The 19,586-nt window shown below is 61.1% G+C and carries 17 protein-coding genes; 14 read left to right on the top strand and 3 right to left on the bottom strand.

Translation table 11 applies throughout. The features are described 5' to 3' along the window. Window positions 1–87 precede the first annotated feature (87 nt). Both HBN61_RS11515 and HBN61_RS11510 read right to left on the bottom strand, forming a co-directional pair. A complete protein-coding gene (locus tag HBN61_RS11515; RefSeq protein ID WP_170046810.1) occupies window positions 88–972 on the bottom strand; it encodes a DUF4123 domain-containing protein in 885 nt (294 codons plus the stop codon). Further along, a complete protein-coding gene (locus HBN61_RS11510) occupies window positions 959–2,989 on the bottom strand; it encodes a type VI secretion system Vgr family protein (protein ID WP_170046809.1) in 2,031 nt (676 codons plus the stop codon). Before HBN61_RS11510 ends, HBN61_RS11515 begins: the two co-directional genes overlap by 14 nt. Window positions 2,990–3,255: 266 nt before the next feature. Here HBN61_RS11510 and HBN61_RS11505 point away from each other — a divergent pair, with 266 nt between their 5' ends. The 4 genes from HBN61_RS11505 (at window position 3,256) to trxC (ending at window position 10,550) form a co-directional block, all read left to right on the top strand. Then, window positions 3,256–4,998, top strand: a complete 1,743-nt coding sequence (locus tag HBN61_RS11505) for a potassium/proton antiporter (RefSeq protein WP_170046808.1) — start codon at window positions 3,256–3,258, stop codon at window positions 4,996–4,998. 35 nt (window positions 4,999–5,033) lie between these two features. Further along, window positions 5,034–8,381, top strand: coding sequence for a mechanosensitive channel MscK (gene mscK, locus HBN61_RS11500; RefSeq protein ID WP_094993650.1), 3,348 nt, complete (start codon window positions 5,034–5,036; stop codon window positions 8,379–8,381). A gap of 107 nt (window positions 8,382–8,488) precedes the next feature. Beyond that, on the top strand, window positions 8,489–9,952 hold the full coding sequence (gene selO, locus HBN61_RS11495; protein ID WP_094993651.1) for a protein adenylyltransferase SelO: 1,464 nt from the start codon (window positions 8,489–8,491) through the stop codon (window positions 9,950–9,952). A 157-nt stretch (window positions 9,953–10,109) separates the two neighbouring features. Beyond that, window positions 10,110–10,550 (top strand): thioredoxin TrxC, encoded by a 441-nt coding sequence (gene trxC, locus HBN61_RS11490; RefSeq protein ID WP_094993652.1) that lies wholly within the window; start codon window positions 10,110–10,112, stop codon window positions 10,548–10,550. On the opposite strand, the gene HBN61_RS11485 is transcribed toward trxC, so the two are convergent. Next, complete coding sequence (locus HBN61_RS11485) at window positions 10,547–11,320, bottom strand: ParA family protein (protein ID WP_094993653.1); 774 nt, start codon at window positions 11,318–11,320, stop codon at window positions 10,547–10,549. The two genes, trxC and HBN61_RS11485, sit on opposite strands and share 4 nt — an antisense overlap. 337 nt (window positions 11,321–11,657) lie before the next feature. On the opposite strand from HBN61_RS11485, the gene HBN61_RS11480 reads away from it, so the two are divergent. Genes HBN61_RS11480 through HBN61_RS11435 form a run of 10 tightly spaced genes read left to right on the top strand, consistent with a single transcriptional unit; the run spans window position 11,658 to window position 19,535 of the window. Then, entirely contained in the window at window positions 11,658–12,377 is a 720-nt protein-coding gene (locus tag HBN61_RS11480; RefSeq protein WP_094993654.1) for a beta-ketoacyl synthase chain length factor, read from the top strand. Next, complete coding sequence (locus HBN61_RS11475) at window positions 12,353–13,165, top strand: lysophospholipid acyltransferase family protein (protein ID WP_169965909.1); 813 nt, start codon at window positions 12,353–12,355, stop codon at window positions 13,163–13,165. Before HBN61_RS11480 ends, HBN61_RS11475 begins: the two co-directional genes overlap by 25 nt. Beyond that, the gene (apeE, locus tag HBN61_RS11470; RefSeq protein WP_047273033.1) at window positions 13,140–13,400 is read left to right on the top strand and encodes an ApeE family acyl carrier protein; all 261 of its coding nucleotides are present in this window, start codon (window positions 13,140–13,142) and stop codon (window positions 13,398–13,400) included. The genes HBN61_RS11475 and apeE overlap by 26 nt, the downstream gene beginning before the upstream one ends. Before the next feature lie 9 nt (window positions 13,401–13,409). After that, on the top strand, window positions 13,410–13,664 hold the full coding sequence (locus tag HBN61_RS11465; protein ID WP_094993656.1) for an acyl carrier protein: 255 nt from the start codon (window positions 13,410–13,412) through the stop codon (window positions 13,662–13,664). Further along, window positions 13,661–14,206: a COG4648 family protein gene (locus tag HBN61_RS11460; RefSeq protein WP_170046807.1), complete on the top strand. Its 546-nt coding sequence runs from the start codon at window positions 13,661–13,663 to the stop codon at window positions 14,204–14,206. Before HBN61_RS11465 ends, HBN61_RS11460 begins: the two co-directional genes overlap by 4 nt. After that, window positions 14,203–15,873 carry an acyl-CoA synthetase family protein gene (locus HBN61_RS11455; RefSeq protein WP_170046806.1) on the top strand — a complete coding sequence of 557 codons (1,671 nt, stop codon included), beginning with the start codon at window positions 14,203–14,205 and terminating at the stop codon, window positions 15,871–15,873. The genes HBN61_RS11460 and HBN61_RS11455 overlap by 4 nt, the downstream gene beginning before the upstream one ends. 49 nt (window positions 15,874–15,922) lie before the next feature. After that, on the top strand, window positions 15,923–16,657 hold the full coding sequence (locus HBN61_RS11450) for a glycosyltransferase family 2 protein (protein ID WP_094993659.1): 735 nt from the start codon (window positions 15,923–15,925) through the stop codon (window positions 16,655–16,657). Continuing rightward, entirely contained in the window at window positions 16,654–17,592 is a 939-nt protein-coding gene (locus tag HBN61_RS11445) for a lysophospholipid acyltransferase family protein (protein WP_094993660.1), read from the top strand. The genes HBN61_RS11450 and HBN61_RS11445 overlap by 4 nt, the downstream gene beginning before the upstream one ends. Beyond that, window positions 17,573–19,117, top strand: coding sequence for an HAL/PAL/TAL family ammonia-lyase (locus tag HBN61_RS11440; RefSeq protein ID WP_170046805.1), 1,545 nt, complete (start codon window positions 17,573–17,575; stop codon window positions 19,115–19,117). Before HBN61_RS11445 ends, HBN61_RS11440 begins: the two co-directional genes overlap by 20 nt. Beyond that, on the top strand, window positions 19,110–19,535 hold the full coding sequence (locus tag HBN61_RS11435; RefSeq protein WP_094993662.1) for an acyl-CoA thioesterase: 426 nt from the start codon (window positions 19,110–19,112) through the stop codon (window positions 19,533–19,535). Before HBN61_RS11440 ends, HBN61_RS11435 begins: the two co-directional genes overlap by 8 nt. The last annotated feature ends 51 nt before the right edge of the window (window positions 19,536–19,586 follow it).

Genomic DNA, 19,586 nt, shown 5'->3' with positions numbered 1-19,586 from the left:
ATTAGGAGGACTCGGCTGTTGAGCCCGAACCCGGTGACGGGAACTCAGGCCTCATATCCCTATGAGTGGAATTTGGACGCGGTGCGCTCATGCCTTGGGCTCCTCAACGTAGCCGCTGCGGGCTAGCGCCTGTTCGGCGGCCTGGGTAATACGTTGGGTCGGCGTGAGTGAGGACGGTCGGGTCAGCAACCCGGCGATGTCGGGATGGGACTCCAGCGCGTCATCACCCAATAACACCTGCACATTGGCGTACAGGCAGATGTCATGTTCGCTGTTGAACCCCAAAGCATAAGCGTCCTCGGTCACCTGGCGAATCCACTCCCAGCGTGTTTGCGCGTCTTGGCCGATTGGCAGGTTCGGGAATTTTTCCTGCACATGTTCATGCAGGCTTCTCCATGTAGCCCGCAGACGCACCTCATCGAGCAAAGCCACCTGGCGCTCACACAAGGCATAAGGTTGCGCCGTCAAGGGCTGCGGTATGTCACCGCTGCGCACGTGTTGGTGCCACTTATTACTGATCGCATCCGGCAGCACCACCTGCTCCATAGGCCCGAACACGTGCGTGCGCTGCGTAGCGGCAGCATGGGTGAGCAAGGCATGCATGACGGCGGGATCGGCCACCCGCAACCAGACGTTCGGCCCGTGCGGGTATTGCGCATTCAGCAGCGCACGCAAATGACAGATGACCTCGAGTGCGCTGGCACGGCTGAAAATCAGATAGCCCCACTCTTCAGCAATGTGCGAAAAATAAGGACGCAAACCGGGCATTTGCGGCCCATCCAGCGTGATCAGGCAAGGAGACACAAGGTTGCAGGACGCCAGCGGTGTGCTGGCATACAGCAGTTGGAAATCCGGGGCACCAAACCACTCGTGCAAGCGGACTCGCAGGTTTTGCACACTGATGCCATCCAGCAACAAGTAGGCATTGCCTTGCCAGGGCAGGTCGCGAGGCAATGTGTCAGGCGTCAGCATGCGCACCTCCCACTGAAAGGGGTTTTTTCAAAATTTCGCATTGCGGGCACGCAGGTGCCTTGAGGTACAACGCTTGCAACTGAGTCGCCGGGTCCAGCTCAACACTTTGCAAGCCCTTTACCTCGCCCGGCGCTAGCGGCAAGGCGGGCGTGCCCGGTATCGGCACGCCCCCCAACTGGATCGGTGTGCTGCAAAAAATGCCCGCCGCATTGATCACGAGATGATGACCGCCTGCCATCAACGTCAGGTTCGCGCCTGCATCCAACGTCACCAGGGCCCCGGCCTTGAGGTGGACTTCCTGCCCGGCCTGCGTCAGGACGCGGTGCCCGGCAAAGGTATGAACGCTGCTCGCGACCTGCAGGTGGTCGCTGCCCTTGATCTGCACGTTGCGGTCCGCGCTGATGGTGCGATGTTCGTCAGCCTCCAGCACGCTGATGCTGTTGCCGCTCACGATTTCTTCGCGCTGGCCGTCTACCTGCAAGCGGCAGTCATGCTTGATGTGTTGTTCGAGGTCACGCTGCGCATGCAGGTAAATCAGCTCTTGGTCTTTGCGGTCTTCGATGCGCAACTCGTTGTAACCGTTGCCGCCGGGGGTACTGCGGCTGCGAAACACGCTTTGGGTCTTGTTGGCCGGTAAATCCAGCGGCAACGGGTTAAGGCTGTTGGCCAGGCACCCGGAAATGATCGGGCAGTCCGGGTCGCCATTGACGAAGTCCACCAGCACTTCCATGCCGACGCGCGGGACGGTAACGCTGCCATAGCGCTCCCCCGCCCAGCTCGACGAAACCCGCAGCCAGCAACTGCTGCGCGCATCGGTGTCAGGGCTGCGGTCCCAATGAAACTTGACCCGCACCCGGCCATACGCGTCGCAATGGATCTCTTCACCCGCCGGGCCCGTGACGCGGGCGGTCTGGCTGCCGTAAATGCGCGGCTTTTCGTACACCCTCGGGGCACGAAAGCTGGCGATCTCCGGCGTTCCCTCAAAGGTGTTGCGATAACCCTGAAACCCTTCACCGGCGGCTGACGCGACTTCTTCCAGCACTTGAGGCTGGTGCCCTTCGTGCCGCACGCGGGTCAGCAGCCACTGCCCATTGTGGGCGGCGGTCGGGTGCTCACTGAGGGTCAGAAAATGGCCACTGAGTAACGCGGGCTGATCGCTCTTGCCGCTGACCACGCAGTGTCGGGATTGATGGCGTTCCAGTGCGCGCAGGCTGTGGCGCTTGCCTTCTTGCTCACGGGTGAAGTGGCCGGGGTAGGAGTAGCGTTCAAGCGGGCGCATCCTGGAGGGCGAATGGCTAGCTGCCTCGAGGGTGCGTCCGGCTTTTTCGAAATCGTAATCGCGGGTAAACGTGCTGTTGGTACACGCGTGCAGGCTCATCTGAAAGTCATTGACCGCAGGGCCTTGCGCAACCATGCCGCTCCCCGGCACGTAGGGCGTCGGCGCTTTGAGTGGGGTAAACGCCTGCTGCTTGTCACCGAATACCAGCACATGGCTGTCAGACGCATGTTTGAAGTAATAGTGAAAACCTTCTTCAAAACACAGGCGCTGGATGAAGTGCAGGTCCGACTCGCCGTATTGCACGCAATAGTCGCGAGCCGGGTAATCCGAGAACCCGGCAAACACGTAGGCATCGTTGAAAATGCCGTGCTCCTTGAGCACTTGCCCGATGATCTGCTGCACGGTCAGGCGCTGGAAAATCCGGTGGTTGGTGCGATGTGCGAGGTAAGCCAGCCTGGGGACCAGCGTCAGGCTGTAATGCGTGAGGCGTTTTCCGGTGCTGGCGCGGGTAATGCGCTCAATCTGCCCGTGAATGCCGTGGCGGGATGAAAACGAGAGCCAGGCTGGCTGGTGCAGGAGGGCGTCGAGGTCAAGACTGGCCCGCTCACTGACCAGTTCAATGTCGAATGAAAACGGCTCGCTGATGGCCTCTTCACCTTTGAAGGCCAGCACCGAGAAGGGCTGGTCGTTGCCCATGAGGGTGAGCTCGAAGCGGGTTTGGCGGGTAAAGGTGGACATCCTTGGTTCCTTAGAAACTGAGGGTGCGCCCGATCATGAAGCCACCCCTCGGCAAAGAAGGTGAACGCTAACGGATAGACCCTAAGAGTCGTTGTAGGAAGACTCCCAAACTTTCAAAAGAATCGAGCCGATCTGCCTTGAGGGCCTTCGACAGTCCTCTCGCAAAACCTTTTTGACAGCCCGGCAATCGCGCAGGTTAGAATCGCTGGCACGCAAACTGCTAGATCGGTATGCGCCCTGCCTTTGAGTTTTCTGGAGTACTGCCTTTGAATGCGACGACCATCAACAGCCTGTTCTTGATCGGCGCGTTGCTGGTGGGTGCAAGCATTCTGGTGAGTTCACTCTCTTCGCGCCTGGGGATCCCGATTCTGGTGATCATTCTGGCCGTGGGCATGTCCGCTGGCGTCGACGGCGGCGGCATTATTTTTGACAACTACCCGACGGCGTATTTGGTGGGCAACCTGGCACTGGCCGTGATTCTGCTCGACGGCGGCTTGCGAACCCGGGTTTCCAGTTTCCGCGTCGCGCTCTGGCCTGCGTTATCGCTGGCCACGGTCGGGGTAATGATTACCACCGGACTGACCGGCCTGATGGCCGCCTGGCTGTTCAACCTGAACCTGATTCAAGGCCTGCTGATCGGTGCCATCGTCGGGTCTACCGATGCCGCGGCGGTATTCTCACTGCTCGGCGGCAAAGGGCTGAACGAACGGGTGTCGGCCAGCCTCGAGATCGAGTCCGGTAGCAACGACCCGATGGCCGTGTTCCTCACTGTGACCCTGATCGACATGCTGGCCAGTGGCGAAACCAGCCTGCACTGGAGTTTGCTGCTTAATTTGCTGCGTGAGTTCGGCATTGGCGGCGCCATCGGTCTGGCGGGTGGCTGGATGATGCTGCAACTGGTCAACCGTATTAATCTGGCCAACGGCCTGTACCCGATTCTGGTGGTGGCGGGCGGTCTGGTGGTGTTTGCACTCACCAACGCCCTGCACGGCAGCGGCTTCCTCGCGGTGTACTTGTGTGGCCTGGTGATCGGCAACAGCCCGATCCGCAGCCGCCACGGCATTTTGCACATGCTCGACGGCATGGCCTGGCTGGCACAGATCGGCATGTTCCTGGTGCTGGGGTTGCTGGTCACGCCTCACGACTTGCTGCCCATCGCGGTCCCGGCACTGGCCTTGGCGTTGTGGATGATTCTATTCGCCCGCCCGCTGTCCGTGGTGGTGGGCCTGCTGCCCTTCAAAGCCTTCCACTCCCGTGAAAAAGTCTTTATTTCGTGGGTCGGGCTGCGCGGTGCGGTGCCGATCATTCTTGCCGTGTTCCCGCTGATGGCCGGGCTGCCGAATGCGCAGCTGTATTTCAACCTCGCCTTCTTTATCGTGCTGGTTTCCCTGTTGGTGCAGGGCACCAGCCTGCCGTGGGTCGCCAAACTGCTGAAAGTGACAGTACCGCCCGACCTGGCCCCCATCTCCCGCGCAGCCCTTGAGGTTCACGTGACCAGCGAGTGGGAGCTGTTTGTGTACCGTCTTGACGCACAAAACTGGTGCATCGGCGCCGCTTTGCGTGAATTGAAAATGCCCGAGGGGACTCGCATCGCTGCCCTGTTTCGCGGCCAGCAACTGCTCCATCCGTCGGGCAGTACGACCCTCGAAATTGGCGATTTGCTCTGCGTGATCGGCCATGAACACAACCTGCCCGCCCTCGGCAAATTGTTCAGCCAACCACCGACCCGTGGCCTGGACCTGCGCTTTTTCGGTGACTTCGTGCTTGAGGGCGACGCCCATCTGGGCGCGGTGTCAGCGCTATATGGCCTCAAGCTCGACGGTATCGACCCCAACTTGCCGCTGAGCAGTTTCATTGCGCAGAAGGTCGGCGGCGCGCCCGTCGTGGGCGACCAGGTGGAATGGAACAACACCATTTGGACCGTGGCGGTGATGGACGGGAACAAGATCGCCAAAGTGGGCGTCAGATTCCCCGAAGGAAGTGCCCCGGGTCCGGGGTTGTTCCTCTAAACTGCCCCCTTCCGCCCCTTGTATGACCGGTATCTATGCCTACTCTGCGCACGTTTTTCGCCACCGTCCTGCTCGGCCTGAGCCTTTGTGTGGGTTCGCTGCAGGCGGCTGAACCCCTGACCACCGAGTCGGTTCAGCAAAGCCTGGACAAAATTGCCGATCGAAAGCTGCCTGACGCCGACCAAAAGGCCCTGCAAGCGATCCTCGAAAAGACCTTGGCCCAGTTGGCCAACAAGGCGGATTACGACCAGAGCCTGAGCGAGGTCAAACAACTGCTCGGCACTGCGCAGCAGCAAACCCTCGAAAATCAGCGTGAACTGGCGCGACTCAAGGCCAGCACTGTTGTTCCGGTCGCTCAGCGTTACAAAAGCCTGAGCGTGCCCGAGCTAGAGCAACTGGTGGCGGATCGCACCACGCAGCAGGGCGAATTGCAAAAATCCCTGGCCAGTGCCAACAGCATGACCATCGCCGCCCAAACCCGACCTGAACGGGCGCAGGCCGAGATCAGCACCAGCCAGACACGTATCCAGCAAATCAACAACATCCTCAAGCTGGGTCGCGATAACGGCAAAGTGCTGACGCAAGACCAGCGAAACCTGCTCAACGCCGAATCCTCGGCACTGACGTCTCTGATTGCCTTGCGCCGTCAGGAACTGGCGGGCAACAGCCTGCTGCAAGACCTGAGCGGCAGCCAGCATGACCTCCTTGTGGAAAAAACTGCGCGTCAGGACCAGGAGATTCAGGAGCTGCAAACCCTGATCAACCAGAAACGCCTAGCGCAATCGCAACAAACCGTGACCCAGCAATCCCTGGAAGCGCAAAAGTCTGGGAGCAGCAGCCTGCTGGCCACCGAGAGCGCGCTGAACCTCAAGCTCTCCGACTACCTGTTGCGCAGCACCGACCGCTTGAACGAGGTCACGCAGCAGAACCTCGAAACCAAACAACAACTGGATAACGTCACCCAAAGCGATCAGGCGCTGGATGAGCAAATCAGCGTGCTGAAGGGCAGCCTTCTGTTGTCCAAGATCCTCTACAAACAGAAACAAGCGCTGCCGCGTCTGCAAAAGATGGACAAAAACCTGGCAGACGAAATCGCTGACATCCGTCTGTATCAATTTGAGATCAACCAGCAGCGCGAACTGATCAGCAACCCGGTTGCCTATGTGGACAACCTGCTCAGCACCCAACCGGCCGATCAAGTCACCCCGCAACTGCGCAAAACCCTGCTGGAACTGGTGGGCACCCGGGGCGAATTGCTGGAACGCCTGAACCGCGAATTGAGCGCGCTGCTCAACGAAACCATCACCCTGCAACTGAACCAGAAGCAGCTGCTCAGCACTGCCCAAAGCCTGCGCGCCACGCTCGATGAGCAAATGTTCTGGATACCCAGCAACAAGCCGCTGGATCTGGAGTGGCTCGAGACGGCCCCGCACTACCTCAAACAGCAACTGCTGACCTTGCCCTGGACCTCCGGCCTGAGCGAGCTTCGCGATGGTCTCGCCCAGCGACCGTGGCTGTTTTCGCCACTGGCATTGTTGATCGTGGCGTTGCTGTGGAAACGCCGTTACCTCTACGGCAAGTTGAACAAAATCCATCAGGACATTGGCCACTTCAAACGTGACAGCCAATGGCACACCCCGATGGCAATCCTGATCAATGTCCTGCTGGCCATGCCGATTTCACTGGCGCTGGCCCTGTGCGGCTATGCCCTGCAAACCGATGCCCGTGGCATGAATGCCAACTTGGGCGCAGCACTGATCCAGATGGCTCAGGCCTGGCTGGTGTTCTACACCGCGTACCGCATTCTGGCGCCGGGTGGCGTGGCCGAATTGCATTTCCGCTGGGCCAAACCGCTGGTCGAGTTCCTGCAACGCTGGGTGCGCAAACTGGGTTTTGTGGTCCTAGCGCTGGTGGCCGTGGTGGCATTTGCCGAACAACAACCGGCCGCGCTGGCCGACGACGTGCTGGGCATCGTAATCGTGCTGAGCTGTTACGCCGCCATGGCGTGGCTGCTGTGCCGCCTGCTGCTCAACAACTTCGAGACCGATAAAAAAGCCTACCGCCTGCGCAAACTGCTGGGCTTCGCCTTCGCCCTGCTGCCACTCGCACTGTTTGTGGCCGTGTGCTTCGGCTACTACTACACCGCCCTCAAACTCAGCGACCGCCTGATCAACACGCTTTACCTGCTGATGTTCTGGCTGGTGGCAGAAGCCGCCTTTGTACGCGGGCTTGCCGTTGCTGCCCGCCGTCTGGCTTATCAGCGCGCACTGGCAAAACGCCAGGCCGCCAAGGAAGCAGGCGAAGGCAACGACATCATCATCGAAGAACCCACGCTGGATATTGAGCAGGTCAACCAGCAATCGCTGAGGCTGATTCGCCTGGCGCTGCTCGCAGCGTTTGTCGGTGGCTTGTACTGGGTATGGGCAGACTTGATTTCAGTGTTTTCCTACCTCGACAACATCACCCTGTACGAATACACCAGCGGCACCGGCGCCAACGTCAGCATGGTACCCATCAGCATCGGTGACGTGATTGGTGCACTGGTGATCATCGGCATCAGCATCGCCCTGGCGCGCAACTTGCCGGGGCTGCTGGAAGTGCTGGTGCTGTCGCGGCTCGATCTCGGGCAAGGCAGCGCTTACGCCACCACAACCCTGCTGACTTACGTGATCGTCGGCATCGGTTTTGTCGCCACCCTGTCGACCCTGGGCGTGAGCTGGGACAAGTTGCAGTGGCTGGTGGCCGCGCTGTCGGTAGGCCTGGGCTTCGGGATGCAAGAGATTTTCGCCAACTTCATCTCCGGCATCATGATTCTGTTCGAACGCCCGGTGCGTATCGGGGACACCATCACCATCGGCAACCTCTCCGGCACCGTGAGCAAAATCCGCATCCGCGCCACCACCATTACGGATTTCGACCGCAAAGACATCATCGTCCCGAACAAAACGTTCATCACCGGTCAATTGATTAACTGGTCGCTGACCGACACCATCACCCGCGTGACCCTCAAGCTGGGGGTCGATTACGGCTCTGACCTGGACCTGGTGAAGCATCTGCTGCTCAAAGCCGCACAAGAAAACCCGCGGGTGCTTAAAGACCCGGAGCCGCACGTCTACTTCCTCAACTTCGGGCAAAGCACCCTCGATCATGAGCTGCGCATGCACGTTCGCGACCTGGGCGACCGTAACCCGGTGATTGATGAGGTCAACCGCTTCATCAACCGCGAGTTCAAGAACCACAACATCAACATCTCGTTCCAACAGATGGAGGTGTACCTCAAGAACTTGCAGGGCCAGGAATACAAGCTGGTGCCGGTCGGACCAGAAGTGCCGAACCCGCCGCCGCAACTGGACAAGCCCGACAGCGCACCCAAAACCCTATAGGCAGCGGGCGACGGGGGCTTCAGGACCAGGGGTTGCCCGGCAACCCTTTGTAACCTGCGGCTGCGACTGCAACGCGACTTATCTTTAATTCATGTGGGAGAAGGCCATTGAAAGCCCTCGACGAACTGACCTTCGACAACCGTTTTGCTCGCTTGGGCGACGGGTTTTCGACCCACGTTCTGCCTGAACCCATCGACGCGCCACGCGTGGTGGTGGCCAGCGAATCGGCCATGGCGTTGCTTGATCTTGACCCGGCCGTGGCTGACGATCCGGTGTTCGCGCAACTGTTTGGCGGGCACACGCTGTGGGCCGACGCCGAGCCGCGTGCCATGGTGTATTCCGGTCATCAATTCGGCTCCTACAACCCGCGACTGGGCGACGGCCGCGGCTTGCTGCTGGGCGAGGTGTACAACGACGCGGGCGAGCATTGGGACGTGCACCTCAAAGGTGCGGGCATGACCCCCTACTCGCGCATGGGCGATGGCCGCGCTGTCTTGCGCTCCTCGATCCGCGAGTTCCTCGCCAGTGAAGCGTTGCACGCACTGGGCATCCCCAGCAGCCGGGCGTTGTGCGTCATCGGCTCCGACACCCCGGTGTGGCGCGAAAAGCAGGAACGCGCGGCGATGGTGCCGCGGCTGGCACCCAGCCATATCCGTTTCGGGCATTTCGAATACTTCTATTACACCCAGCAACCGGAACAGCAAAAACAGCTGGGCGAACACGTGCTGGCCCTGCACTTCCCCGAATGCCTGGAACAGCCCGAGCCCTACCTGGCGATGTTCCGCGAGATCGTGGAGCGTAATGCCGAACTGATCGCCAAGTGGCAGGCCTACGGGTTTTGTCATGGCGTCATGAACACCGACAACATGTCGATACTGGGCATTACCTTCGACTTCGGGCCATTCGCTTTCCTGGACGACTTCGACGCGAAGTTCATCTGCAACCATTCCGACCACGAAGGGCGTTACGCCTTCAGCAACCAAGTGCCCATCGGCCAATGGAACCTCAGCGCGCTGGCTCAAGCGCTGACGCCGTTCATCAGCGTCGACGCCCTGCGCGAAACCCTCGGCCTGTTCCTGCCGCTGTACCAAGCCCATTATCTGGACCTGATGCGCCGCCGCCTGGGCCTGACCACCGCTGAAGACGCGGATCAGGCATTGATCGAGACGCTGCTGCAACGGATGCAAGGCAGTGCCATCGACTACACCTTGTTTTTCCGCCAGTTAGGTGAACGTCCGGCAGAACAGGCCGTGGCTCGCCTGCGCGAAGACTTTGTAGACCTCAAAGGCTTCGACGAATGGGCGGCGCACTACGTGGCACGGGTTGCACGAGAAGGCGATACCGACGAACAGGCGCGGCGCGAACGCATGCACGCCGTCAACCCGCTGTACATCCTGCGCAACTACCTGGCACAAAAAGCCATCGACGCCGCCGAAGCCGGGGACTACAGCGAAGTCCGCCGACTGCACGCGGTGTTGACGCAGCCCTTTACCGAACAACCGGGTATGCAAGCCTACGCCGAGCGCCCGCCGGAATGGGGCAAGCACCTGGAGATCAGTTGTTCGTCATAAACGCGATCAATGCGTGACAGGACTTCCTTGGCACGCGTTGCCTCACAGTGGCAGGTTGAGCATTCATCTGCTGAACTTGCACGCCACTGACCTGTGGCCGCTGCCGAGCAGCGCGAGCCTGCGTTCGTCGTGATCAATTTTTTTATGGAGCTCTGCCATGACCGACCCGCTGCTGATCCCCTGCCCTCACTGCAACGGCTTGAACCGCATTCCCGCCGCACGCGTGGGGGAACATCCCAAATGCGGACGCTGCAAAAATGCGGTGTTGCAGGGCAAACCGTTCGATTTAAACCAGGCCGACTACGCCAGCCAGATCAAGGGCGATCTGCCGTTGTTGCTGGATGTGTGGGCCGAATGGTGCGGGCCGTGCAAGTCGTTTGCGCCCGTGTTTGAGCAGGCAGCGAGCCAACTGCTGGGCAAATGCCGATTGGCCAAACTCGACAGCGAGGCCAATCAGCAACTGGCCGGACAACTGGGCATCCGCTCGATTCCCAGCCTGATTCTGTTCAAAAACGGCCGGGAAATCGCCCGCCAGAGCGGTGCCTTCCCGTTACCTCAACTCAAGGCCTGGCTACAAAGCCAGGGCATCAGCGCTTAAGCGTTCTGATCCAGATAGTCGTGCAACTCAATAAATTGCAGGGTCAGCTTGTGCCGGGGATCGTAGTGCACCAGCGGCTGGCTGGCCTGATGCGATTCGCGCATGCGCACTGAGCTGCTGAGGTAGACCGGCAACACCGGCAGGCCTTCGGCTATCAGCTCCTCCAGCATTTGCTGCGGCAGGCTGGCGCGAGCCTGAAACTGATTGACCACGATGCCTTCGACCAGCAGGTCTTCATTGTGGTCGTCTTTCAGCTCTTCGATTTCGGACAGCAGCCCGTACAGCGCTTGGCGGGAAAAACTGTCGCAATCAAAAGGAATCAACACACGATCACTGGCGATCAGCGCTGATACCGCATAAAAGTTCAACGCCGGCGGGGTGTCGATGTAAATGCGGTCGTAATCTTCAGCCAGCTCATCCAGCAGTTTTCGCAGCTTGTTGATTTTGTGCTTGGCTTCCAGCTTGGGCTGCAAGTCCGCCAGTTCTGCGGTGGCCGTAATGACGTGCAAGTTTTCGAAAGGCGTTTCGTAAATGTCGACCCGATTCTTCTTACTACCGACCCCGGCCGACAGGGTTTGTTTGAAAAACTCTGCGATCCCCATCGGGATGTCGTCGCCGGTCAATCCGGTGAGGTATTGAGTGGAGTTGGCCTGGGCGTCGAGATCGACCAACAGGGTGCGGTAACCCTCGCTGGCGCTGACGGCCGCCAGGTTGCACGCGATGCTGGACTTGCCCACACCACCTTTTTGATTGAACACCACCCGACGCATTTGAAAACCTCCGTGTATCAATGAGTGCCCGAGTGTAGATGCCCTTCGCGCGTATTCGCTACCTCGTCGCGAAATGAACTACAGCTCCAGGTCGCTTATCTTCGAATATTCACGAATATCTCCCATTCCTGTGACAGCTTTGCCTTACCCATAGACCAATACTGGCAAAAAGACAGTGTCTTTTTTGTAGATCGCGGAAAAACCATACTAAAACTGTAAGCAATATTTGCTACCAGCCAACTGCACCGGGATAATGCCGCCACTCTGTTACAGGTGAGGCGTCGATCGATGCCCACTTTCGCATCAAGGAAGCCTGCAAAGGCGGGATGAAACTCCAGTGATCAATTTCAATATCGCCGCGTGGCGCGCCTGGGCCCCGGGCCTCGACAGCGTGGCCGATTGGCAGGCCTGGAGCCAGCAACCCGGCCTGTTGGCCACCAGCGGTGCCGCCCCCGATGTCTCGTTTTTACCCGCCATGCAGCGCCGCCGCCTGAGCCGTTTGGCGCGCATGGCGTTCAGTGTCGGCTGGCCACTGGCTGAAGGCCATCCAGCGCTGCCCCTGGTGTTCGTCTCCCGCCACGGTGAAACCCCGCGCACGTTCGACATCCTCAGCGACCTGGCCGCCGAACAGCCGTTGTCCCCCACGCAGTTCAGCCTGTCGGTGCATAACGCGGTGATTGGCCTGTGGTCGATCCTGCGCGGCGAAACCAGTGAGATGACGGCGCTGGCTGCCGCTGGGGATGGTCTGGAACACGGCCTGATTGAAGCCTGCGCGCTGCTCAATGAGGGCGCGCCAGCCGTCTTGCTGGTGATTACCGAAGAACAACCGCCCGACGCCTACGCGTCCTGGATCGATGATGTGCCCTTCCCTTATGCCGTGGGGCTGCTCCTGACCCCTGGCCAGCAATGGCAAGTGACCCTCAAGACGGGCCCGGCAGACGCCGATAAAGCGCCGTGGCCTCACGCCCTGAACCTGGTGCGCCACCTGTTCGACGAGCAGGCTTCATTCCAACACGCCTGGAAAACCCGCGTATGGACCTGGCAACGCAGCCTGTGAGCGCGCGACGCGACGCCTGGTATTGGCGCCTGATGGCCACCGCACTCAGTTTCGGACTGTTCGGGCTGGGCTGCCTGGGCCTGCGTTTAATCATCTTTCCCCTCTTGAGCTGCCTGCCGGGCAATGCCGTTCGTCGCCGCGAGCGCGCACGCGCCACCGTCAGTCGGCTGTTCTGGCTGTTTATCCGCTCGATGGCGCGCATGGGCGTGCTGACGTATGACGTGCAAGGCGCCGACCGGCTCGGGCGGCCGGGGCAAATGATCATCGCCAACCATCCGTCGCTGATCGACGTGGTTTTCTTGATCGGGCTGGTGAGAAACGCCAATTGCGTGGTCAAACAGAGCCTTTGGCAAAACCCGTTTACCCGAAGCCCGGTGCGCGCCACGCAGTACATCAGCAATGACGGCAGTGTCGACATGCTGGATACCGCCGCCAGCGCCCTGCAAGAAGGCCAGACCCTGATTATTTTTCCTGAAGGCACGCGCACGCCGCCGGGGCAAACACCCGGCTTTCATCGCGGTGCCGCGTCGATTGCGTTGCGGGGTGCGAAGGTTCTGACACCGGTGATCATCAAAGTCAGCCCGACCACGCTGACCAAGGCCGAACCCTGGTATCGCATCCCGGATCGCCGCGTGCACTTCAGTTTTCGCGTGGGGGCCGATATAGACCCACACACCTTTGCTGCGCTAGGCCCGCCACCCAAGGCCTCGCGCCTGCTCAATGACTTCGTGCATGACTACTTTATTAAGGAGCTCGCCACAGATGAGCGATCTAAACACGCAAATTAAACAGCTGATCATCGATGCCCTGGGCCTCGAAGACATCAGCACCCACGACATCGACGACGAGCAAACCCTGTTTGGCGAAGGCCTTGGACTGGATTCGGTCGACGCGCTGGAACTGGGCCTAGCGATTCAAAAAACCTACGGCATCAAAATAGACGCCGACGCCAAAGACACCCGCGATCATTTTTCCAACGTGGCCAGCCTTGCGGCTTTTGTCACGGCCAAACAGGCAGCCTGAGACCGACCCATGCAAACCCGTGACGACATCTTCAACACCCTGCGCGACGCTCTGGTCGAACTCTTTGAGCTTGAACCCGAACGCGTCACCCTGGACGCCAACCTGTATCAGGACCTGGAAATCGACAGCATCGACGCCGTCGACCTGATCGATCACATCAAGCGCAAAACCGGCAAAAAAATCGCCGCCGACGAATTCAAGTCGGTGCGCACCGTCAATGACGTGGTCGAGGCGGTTTACCGTCTGGTTCACGCTGACGCATGAGTCGACTGATTGGCCTTGGCCTGTTGTTGGCCGGACTGCTGTACCCCTTCGCGGTGTATTTCGGCATGGCCCATTTCGCCCCGTGGCAGTTTGCGCTGTTGCTCGGTGGCCTGTGGCTGGCCCGCGCACTGACCGGCGAGCGTCGCCCCGCCAGCATGTGGATGGCGGTCGTCGCCTTGGTGTTTTGCACGCTGCTGGCGCTGTTCAACAGCCCGGCGCTGCTGCGCTGGTACCCGGTGTTGATCAGCGGGTTCATGCTCAGCCTGTTCGGTTTGAGCCTGAAATTCGGCCCACCGATGATCGAGCGTCTGGCGCGTCTGCGCGAACCCGTGCTGCCCGACATCGCGATTTACTACACGCGACAGGTGACCAAGGTCTGGTGCCTGTTTTTTCTGCTCAACGGGTTTGTCGCCGCCAGTTTGACGCTGTGGGCGCCTTTGAGTTGGTGGACGTTGTACAACGGCCTGATCGCCTACGGGTTGATGGGGCTGCTGTTTGCCATTGAATGGCTGATACGACAACAGGTAAGAGGCCGGGCATGAATTGGATAAAACTTGAGCATTTGTTGCTCAAGGGGCAGGCAAGACGCACCGTCACCGCTGAACCCGCTCTGGACCACGCCGCGCTGTGCGATCAGGCGTTGCGCCTGGCCGGCGGCCTGCAACAACGCGGTGTGCAGCGCCTGGCTGTGCACCTAGAGGACGCCGCCGAGCTGGCCGTCACGCTGCTGGGCGCATGGCGGGCCGGGGTCAGCGTATTACTGCCCGCCGACCTGCAAGCACAAACCCGTCAACGCTGGGACGCTCAAGTTGACCTGTGGATAACGCAAAGCAGTGATCTGCACGGGCTGTCCGCCGACCCGCTGCCTGCGGCGCAACTGGACCTCGACGCCTGCCAGCTCAGCCTATGTACCTCGGGCTCCAGCGGCGCGCCCAAGCGTATCGACAAAAGTTTGCGCCAGATGGCCAATGAAGTGCAGGCACTGGAGGCGCTGTGGGGGGCTGAACTGGGCGACGCGTGCATCATCGCCAGTGTCGCGGCGCAACACATTTATGGGTTGCTGTTCCGCGTGCTGTGGCCTCTGTGCGCGGGCCGTCCCTTTGTGCGCCGTCAATTGGCCTTCCCCGAAGACATGCAACGCGCCAGCCGCGAGCACCCTTCTTTCGTCTGGATTGCCAGCCCGGCTTTGCTCAAACGCACCGCTGACAACCTCGACTGGGCCGCCCTGAGCCAGGTGCGCCGGGTATTTTCATCAGGCGGCGCATTGCCAGCCGATGCAGCCGCCACCCTCTTTGAACGCCTGGGCCAGTGGCCTACCGAAATCCTCGGCAGCTCGGAAACCGGCGGCATCGCCTGGCGCCAGGGCCAAACCCTGTGGCAGCCGTTTGCCGATGTGCAACTGAGTCAGGGCGAGGACGGCGCCTTGCGCATTGCATCGGCGTACCTGCCCGCGGGCCATGTCGAACACACGGCCGACGCGGCGCGCATTGAGGCTGACGGGCGCTTTGAGCTGCTGGGCCGACTGGACCGCATCGTCAAACTCGAAGAAAAACGCATTTCCTTGCCCATGCTGGAACAGGCGCTGGTCAACCACGACTGGGTGGCGGAAGCGCGTCTGGGCGTGGTTAACGACAACCGGGCGTCGCTGGGCGCGCTGCTGGTGCTCAGTGCCAGCGGTCTGTTTGCCCTGCGCGAACACGGACGCCGGACGCTGACCCACACCCTGCGCCAGCACCTGAGCCAGCACTGCGAAGCGCTGGCCTTGCCACGCCGCTGGCGCTTGCTGAGCCACTTGCCGCTCACCAGCCAGGGCAAGCTGCCTCAGGCTCAGGTCGATGCCTGGTTGCTGGCACCGCGCCCGAAAATGCCCGACGTCCTGAGCCAGACCGAGGCCGACGGCCAATGGACGCTGAGCCTGTCGATCCCGCCGGACCTGGCTTTTTTCAGTGGTCACTTCCCCAAAACCCCCGTGCTGCCGGGGGTGGTGCAAATCGATTGGGCGCTGGCGCTGGGTCAGCAACTGCTCGACCTGCCGCCACGCTTTGCCGGGATGGAAGTGCTCAAATTCCAGCAACTGGTACGCCCCGGCGATGCCATTGAACTGACCCTGCGCTTCGACCACGAACGCCAGAAACTGCACTTCGCTTACCGCAACGAAACGGCAGCGTGTTCCAGCGGCCGCATCCTCCTGGCACCAGCCTGTGGATAAGTCTTCAGGCTTCACTGGGTACACCGTGCCCGCTAACAAGGCATCGCCCATGCATAACCCCTGTGCCGTGATCCCGGTCTACAACCACGAAACCGCCGTACCTGCGGTGGTCGACGCGCTGCTCGCAGCCGGTCTGCCGTGCGTATTGGTAGACGACGCCAGCAGCCCGGCCTGTTGCGCCGTGCTTGAACAACTGGCGGTGCGCGAACAGGTCTTCCTGATCCGCCTGGCGGTCAATCAGGGCAAGGGCGGTGCGGTAATGGCCGGGCTGCGCGAAGCGGCGCGGCTGGGGTTCACCCACGCCTTGCAAGTGGACGCCGACGGCCAGCATGACCTGCGGGATGTGGCCACGTTTCTGCACGTCTCGCAGCACAACCCTGACGCGCTGATTTGCGGTTATCCACAGTACGACGCCAGCGTGCCCAAAGGCCGTTTGTATGCGCGCTACCTGACCCACGTCTGGGTATGGATCAACAGCCTGTCGTTGCAGATCCCCGATTCGATGTGCGGCTTCAGGGTGTACCCGCTGACCCCGACCCTGGCGCTGATCAATGCGGTCAAGCTGGGCAAACGCATGGACTTCGACCCCGAAATTCTCGTGCGTCTGGCCTGGCGTAACCAGCCGATGCGCTGGCTGCCGACCCGTGTGCACTACCCCCAGGACGGGCTTTCGCACTTTCGTCTGTTCCACGACAACGCACTGATTTCCAGCATGCACACCCGGCTGTTTTTCGGCATGTTGCTGCGGTTACCAAGCATTCTGTGGAGACGCTGCACAGCATGAGCGACCCACAACAGCATTGGGCTGACCACAAGGAGCGCGGCAGTTTCCGGCTGATGAAGCTCACCGCGTTCGGCGTCAAACTGCTGGGCCGTCGCGTCCTCGCGCCGGTGTTGTACGCCATCGTGCTGTACTTCTTTTTGTTTGGCGGCCGCGCGCGGCGCAGCATCTGGCAATACCAGCAGCGTCTGGCCGACTGGAGCGGGCAAGCATCGCTGCGCCCCACACGCCGCCGCGTGTTCGGTCAATTCATGAGCTTTGCCGACGCCTTGCTCGACAAGCTCGATGTCTGGAACGGCAAGCTGAGCATCCACGACATCGAAATCGTCGACCCTGCGCGGCTGCGCGACCAACTCCGCGGCGAACGCGGGCAAATGCTGGTGGGCGCGCACCTGGGCAACCTTGAGGTGTGCCGTGCCCTCGCAGAGCTGGGCGAGCAAGTGACCATGAATGTGCTGGTTCACACCAAGCATGCCGAGCAGTTCAACCGCCTGCTGGGCGAAGCCGGCGCCAGCCACCTGCGGCTGATTCAGGTCAGCGAACTCAACCCTGCGGTGATGCTGCAACTCAACCAGCGCCTGGAAAACGGCGAGTGGTTGGCCATTGCCGGCGACCGCGTGCCCCTGCATGGCGGGCGCAACGTGCAGGTCAATTTCCTCGGCCATCCGGCCGCCTTTCCGCAAGGCCCGTGGCTGTTGGCGGGGCTGTTGAAATGCCCGGTCAACCTGATGTTCTGCCTGAAACAGGCCGGCCGCTATCGCGTGATCCTCGAACCGTTCGCCGACGCCGTGCACTGGCGGCGCAGCGACCGCGAGCAGGTGATTGCAGACTGGACCGCCCGCTACGCCGAGCGCCTGGGGCATTACTGCCTCGAAGCGCCGCACCAATGGTTTAACTTTTACCCATTCTGGAAGACCGATGACGACGCATCCGCATGAGCCAGTAACCTTCGGCCAAACCCCTTTGCGCATTGAAGACGTGCTGGCGCTGGCCAATCGTCAGGCGCCGACCCGACTGCAAGATGACGCCCCATACCGCGAGCGCATCGCCAAGGGCGCACGTTTTCTCGACTCGCTGCTGGACAAGGAAGGCGTGATTTATGGCGTGACCACCGGCTACGGCGATTCGTGCGTGGTGGCGGTGCCACTGGAGCACGTCGAAGCGTTGCCGCGCCACCTGTACACCTTCCATGGCTGCGGATTGGGCAAACTGCTCGATGCCCAGGCGACCCGTGCCGTGCTGGCGGCGCGTTTGCAGTCGCTGTGCCACGGGGTGTCCGGGGTACGCATCGAGCTGCTGGAACGGCTGCAGGCCTTTATCGCCCACGACATCCTGCCGCTGATCCCCGAAGAAGGCTCGGTAGGCGCCAGTGGCGACCTGACGCCGTTGTCCTACGTGGCGGCGACCTTATCCGGCGAGCGCGAAGTGCTGTTCAAAGGTGAGCAGCGCTTTTCGGCCGACGTGCACCGCGAGCTGGGCTGGACGCCGCTGGTGCTGCGGCCCAAAGAAGCGCTGGCGCTGATGAACGGCACCGCCGTCATGACCGGGCTGGCGTGCCTGGCCTACGCCCGCGCCGATTACCTGCTCAAACTCGCCACGCGCATCACTGCGCTTAACGTGGTAGCGCTGCAAGGCAACCCGGAACACTTCGACGAGCGCCTGTTTGCCGCCAAGCCGCACCCCGGGCAGATGCAAGTGGCGGCGTGGATTCGTCAGGATTTGGCCATCGACGCCCCGACCGCGCCGCTGCATCGCCTGCAAGACCGTTACTCGCTGCGTTGCGCCCCCCATGTACTTGGCGTGCTGGCCGACAGCCTGAACTGGCTGCGCGGGTTTATCGAGATCGAACTCAACAGCGCCAACGACAACCCGATCATCGACGCTGAAGAAGAGCGCGTGCTGCACGGCGGGCATTTCTACGGCGGGCACATTGCCTTCGCCATGGACAGCCTCAAGACCCTGGTCGCCAACGTTGCCGATTTACTGGACCGCCAGCTCGCGCTGCTGGTGGACGTGCGTTACAACCATGGCTTGCCGAGCAACCTGTCGGGGGCCAGCACCGAACGCGCCATGCTCAACCACGGGTTCAAAGCCGTGCAAATCGGCACCAGCGCCTGGACCGCCGAAGCGTTGAAAAACACCATGCCCGCCAGCGTGTTCTCGCGCTCTACCGAATGCCATAACCAGGACAAAGTGAGCATGGGCACCATCGCCGCCCGTGACGCGATCCGCGTGCTGGAGCTGACCGAACAGGTCGCCGCCGCCACCTTGCTGGCGGCCAATCAGGGCGTCTGGCTGCGCAGCCGCGCCGAAGACGCTCGCCCGCTGCCACCCGCCCTGGCAGCGATGCACGCCGAACTGGCCAAAGATTTCCCGCCCGTGGTCGAAGACCGCGCCCTTGAACGCGAACTGCGCCTGTGCCTAAGCCGCATCGCTGCACAACACTGGAGGCTGCATGCGTAGCAAAGGCGTGTTGCACGTTGATACCGAAGTGTTGGTGCCGTTTTTCGACATCGACACCATGCACGTGGTGTGGCACGGGCATTACGTCAAATACCTCGAAGTGGCGCGCTGTGCACTGCTGGACCACATCGGCCACAACTACACCCGGATGCAGGAGGCGGGCTATGCGTGGCCGGTCATCGACCTGCAACTGCGTTACGTGCGCGGCGCCACGTTTGGCCAGCGCATCAACGTGCGTGCCAACCTGGTGGAGTGGGAGAACCGCTTGAAGATCAGCTACCTGATCACGGACCTGGCCACGGGGGAGCGTTTGACCCGTGCCTGCACTGTGCAAGTGGCCGTCGAGATTGCCAGCCGCGAGATGCAACTGGTGTCGCCAAAATGCTTTATCGATGCGGTAGAGAGCGTGTTGCCATGAGGATGCAGTTAAACACCATCACCCCTCACACGCAGGGCAAGGGCCGCTCCC

Source organism: Pseudomonas sp. WS 5071, assembly GCF_012985765.1.
In the GTDB taxonomy this organism is placed as follows: Bacteria; Pseudomonadota; Gammaproteobacteria; order Pseudomonadales; family Pseudomonadaceae; genus Aquipseudomonas; species Aquipseudomonas lundensis_A.
The sequence above is the reverse complement of the archived record's forward strand: the minus strand, read 5'-3'. Positions and strand labels throughout refer to the sequence as shown.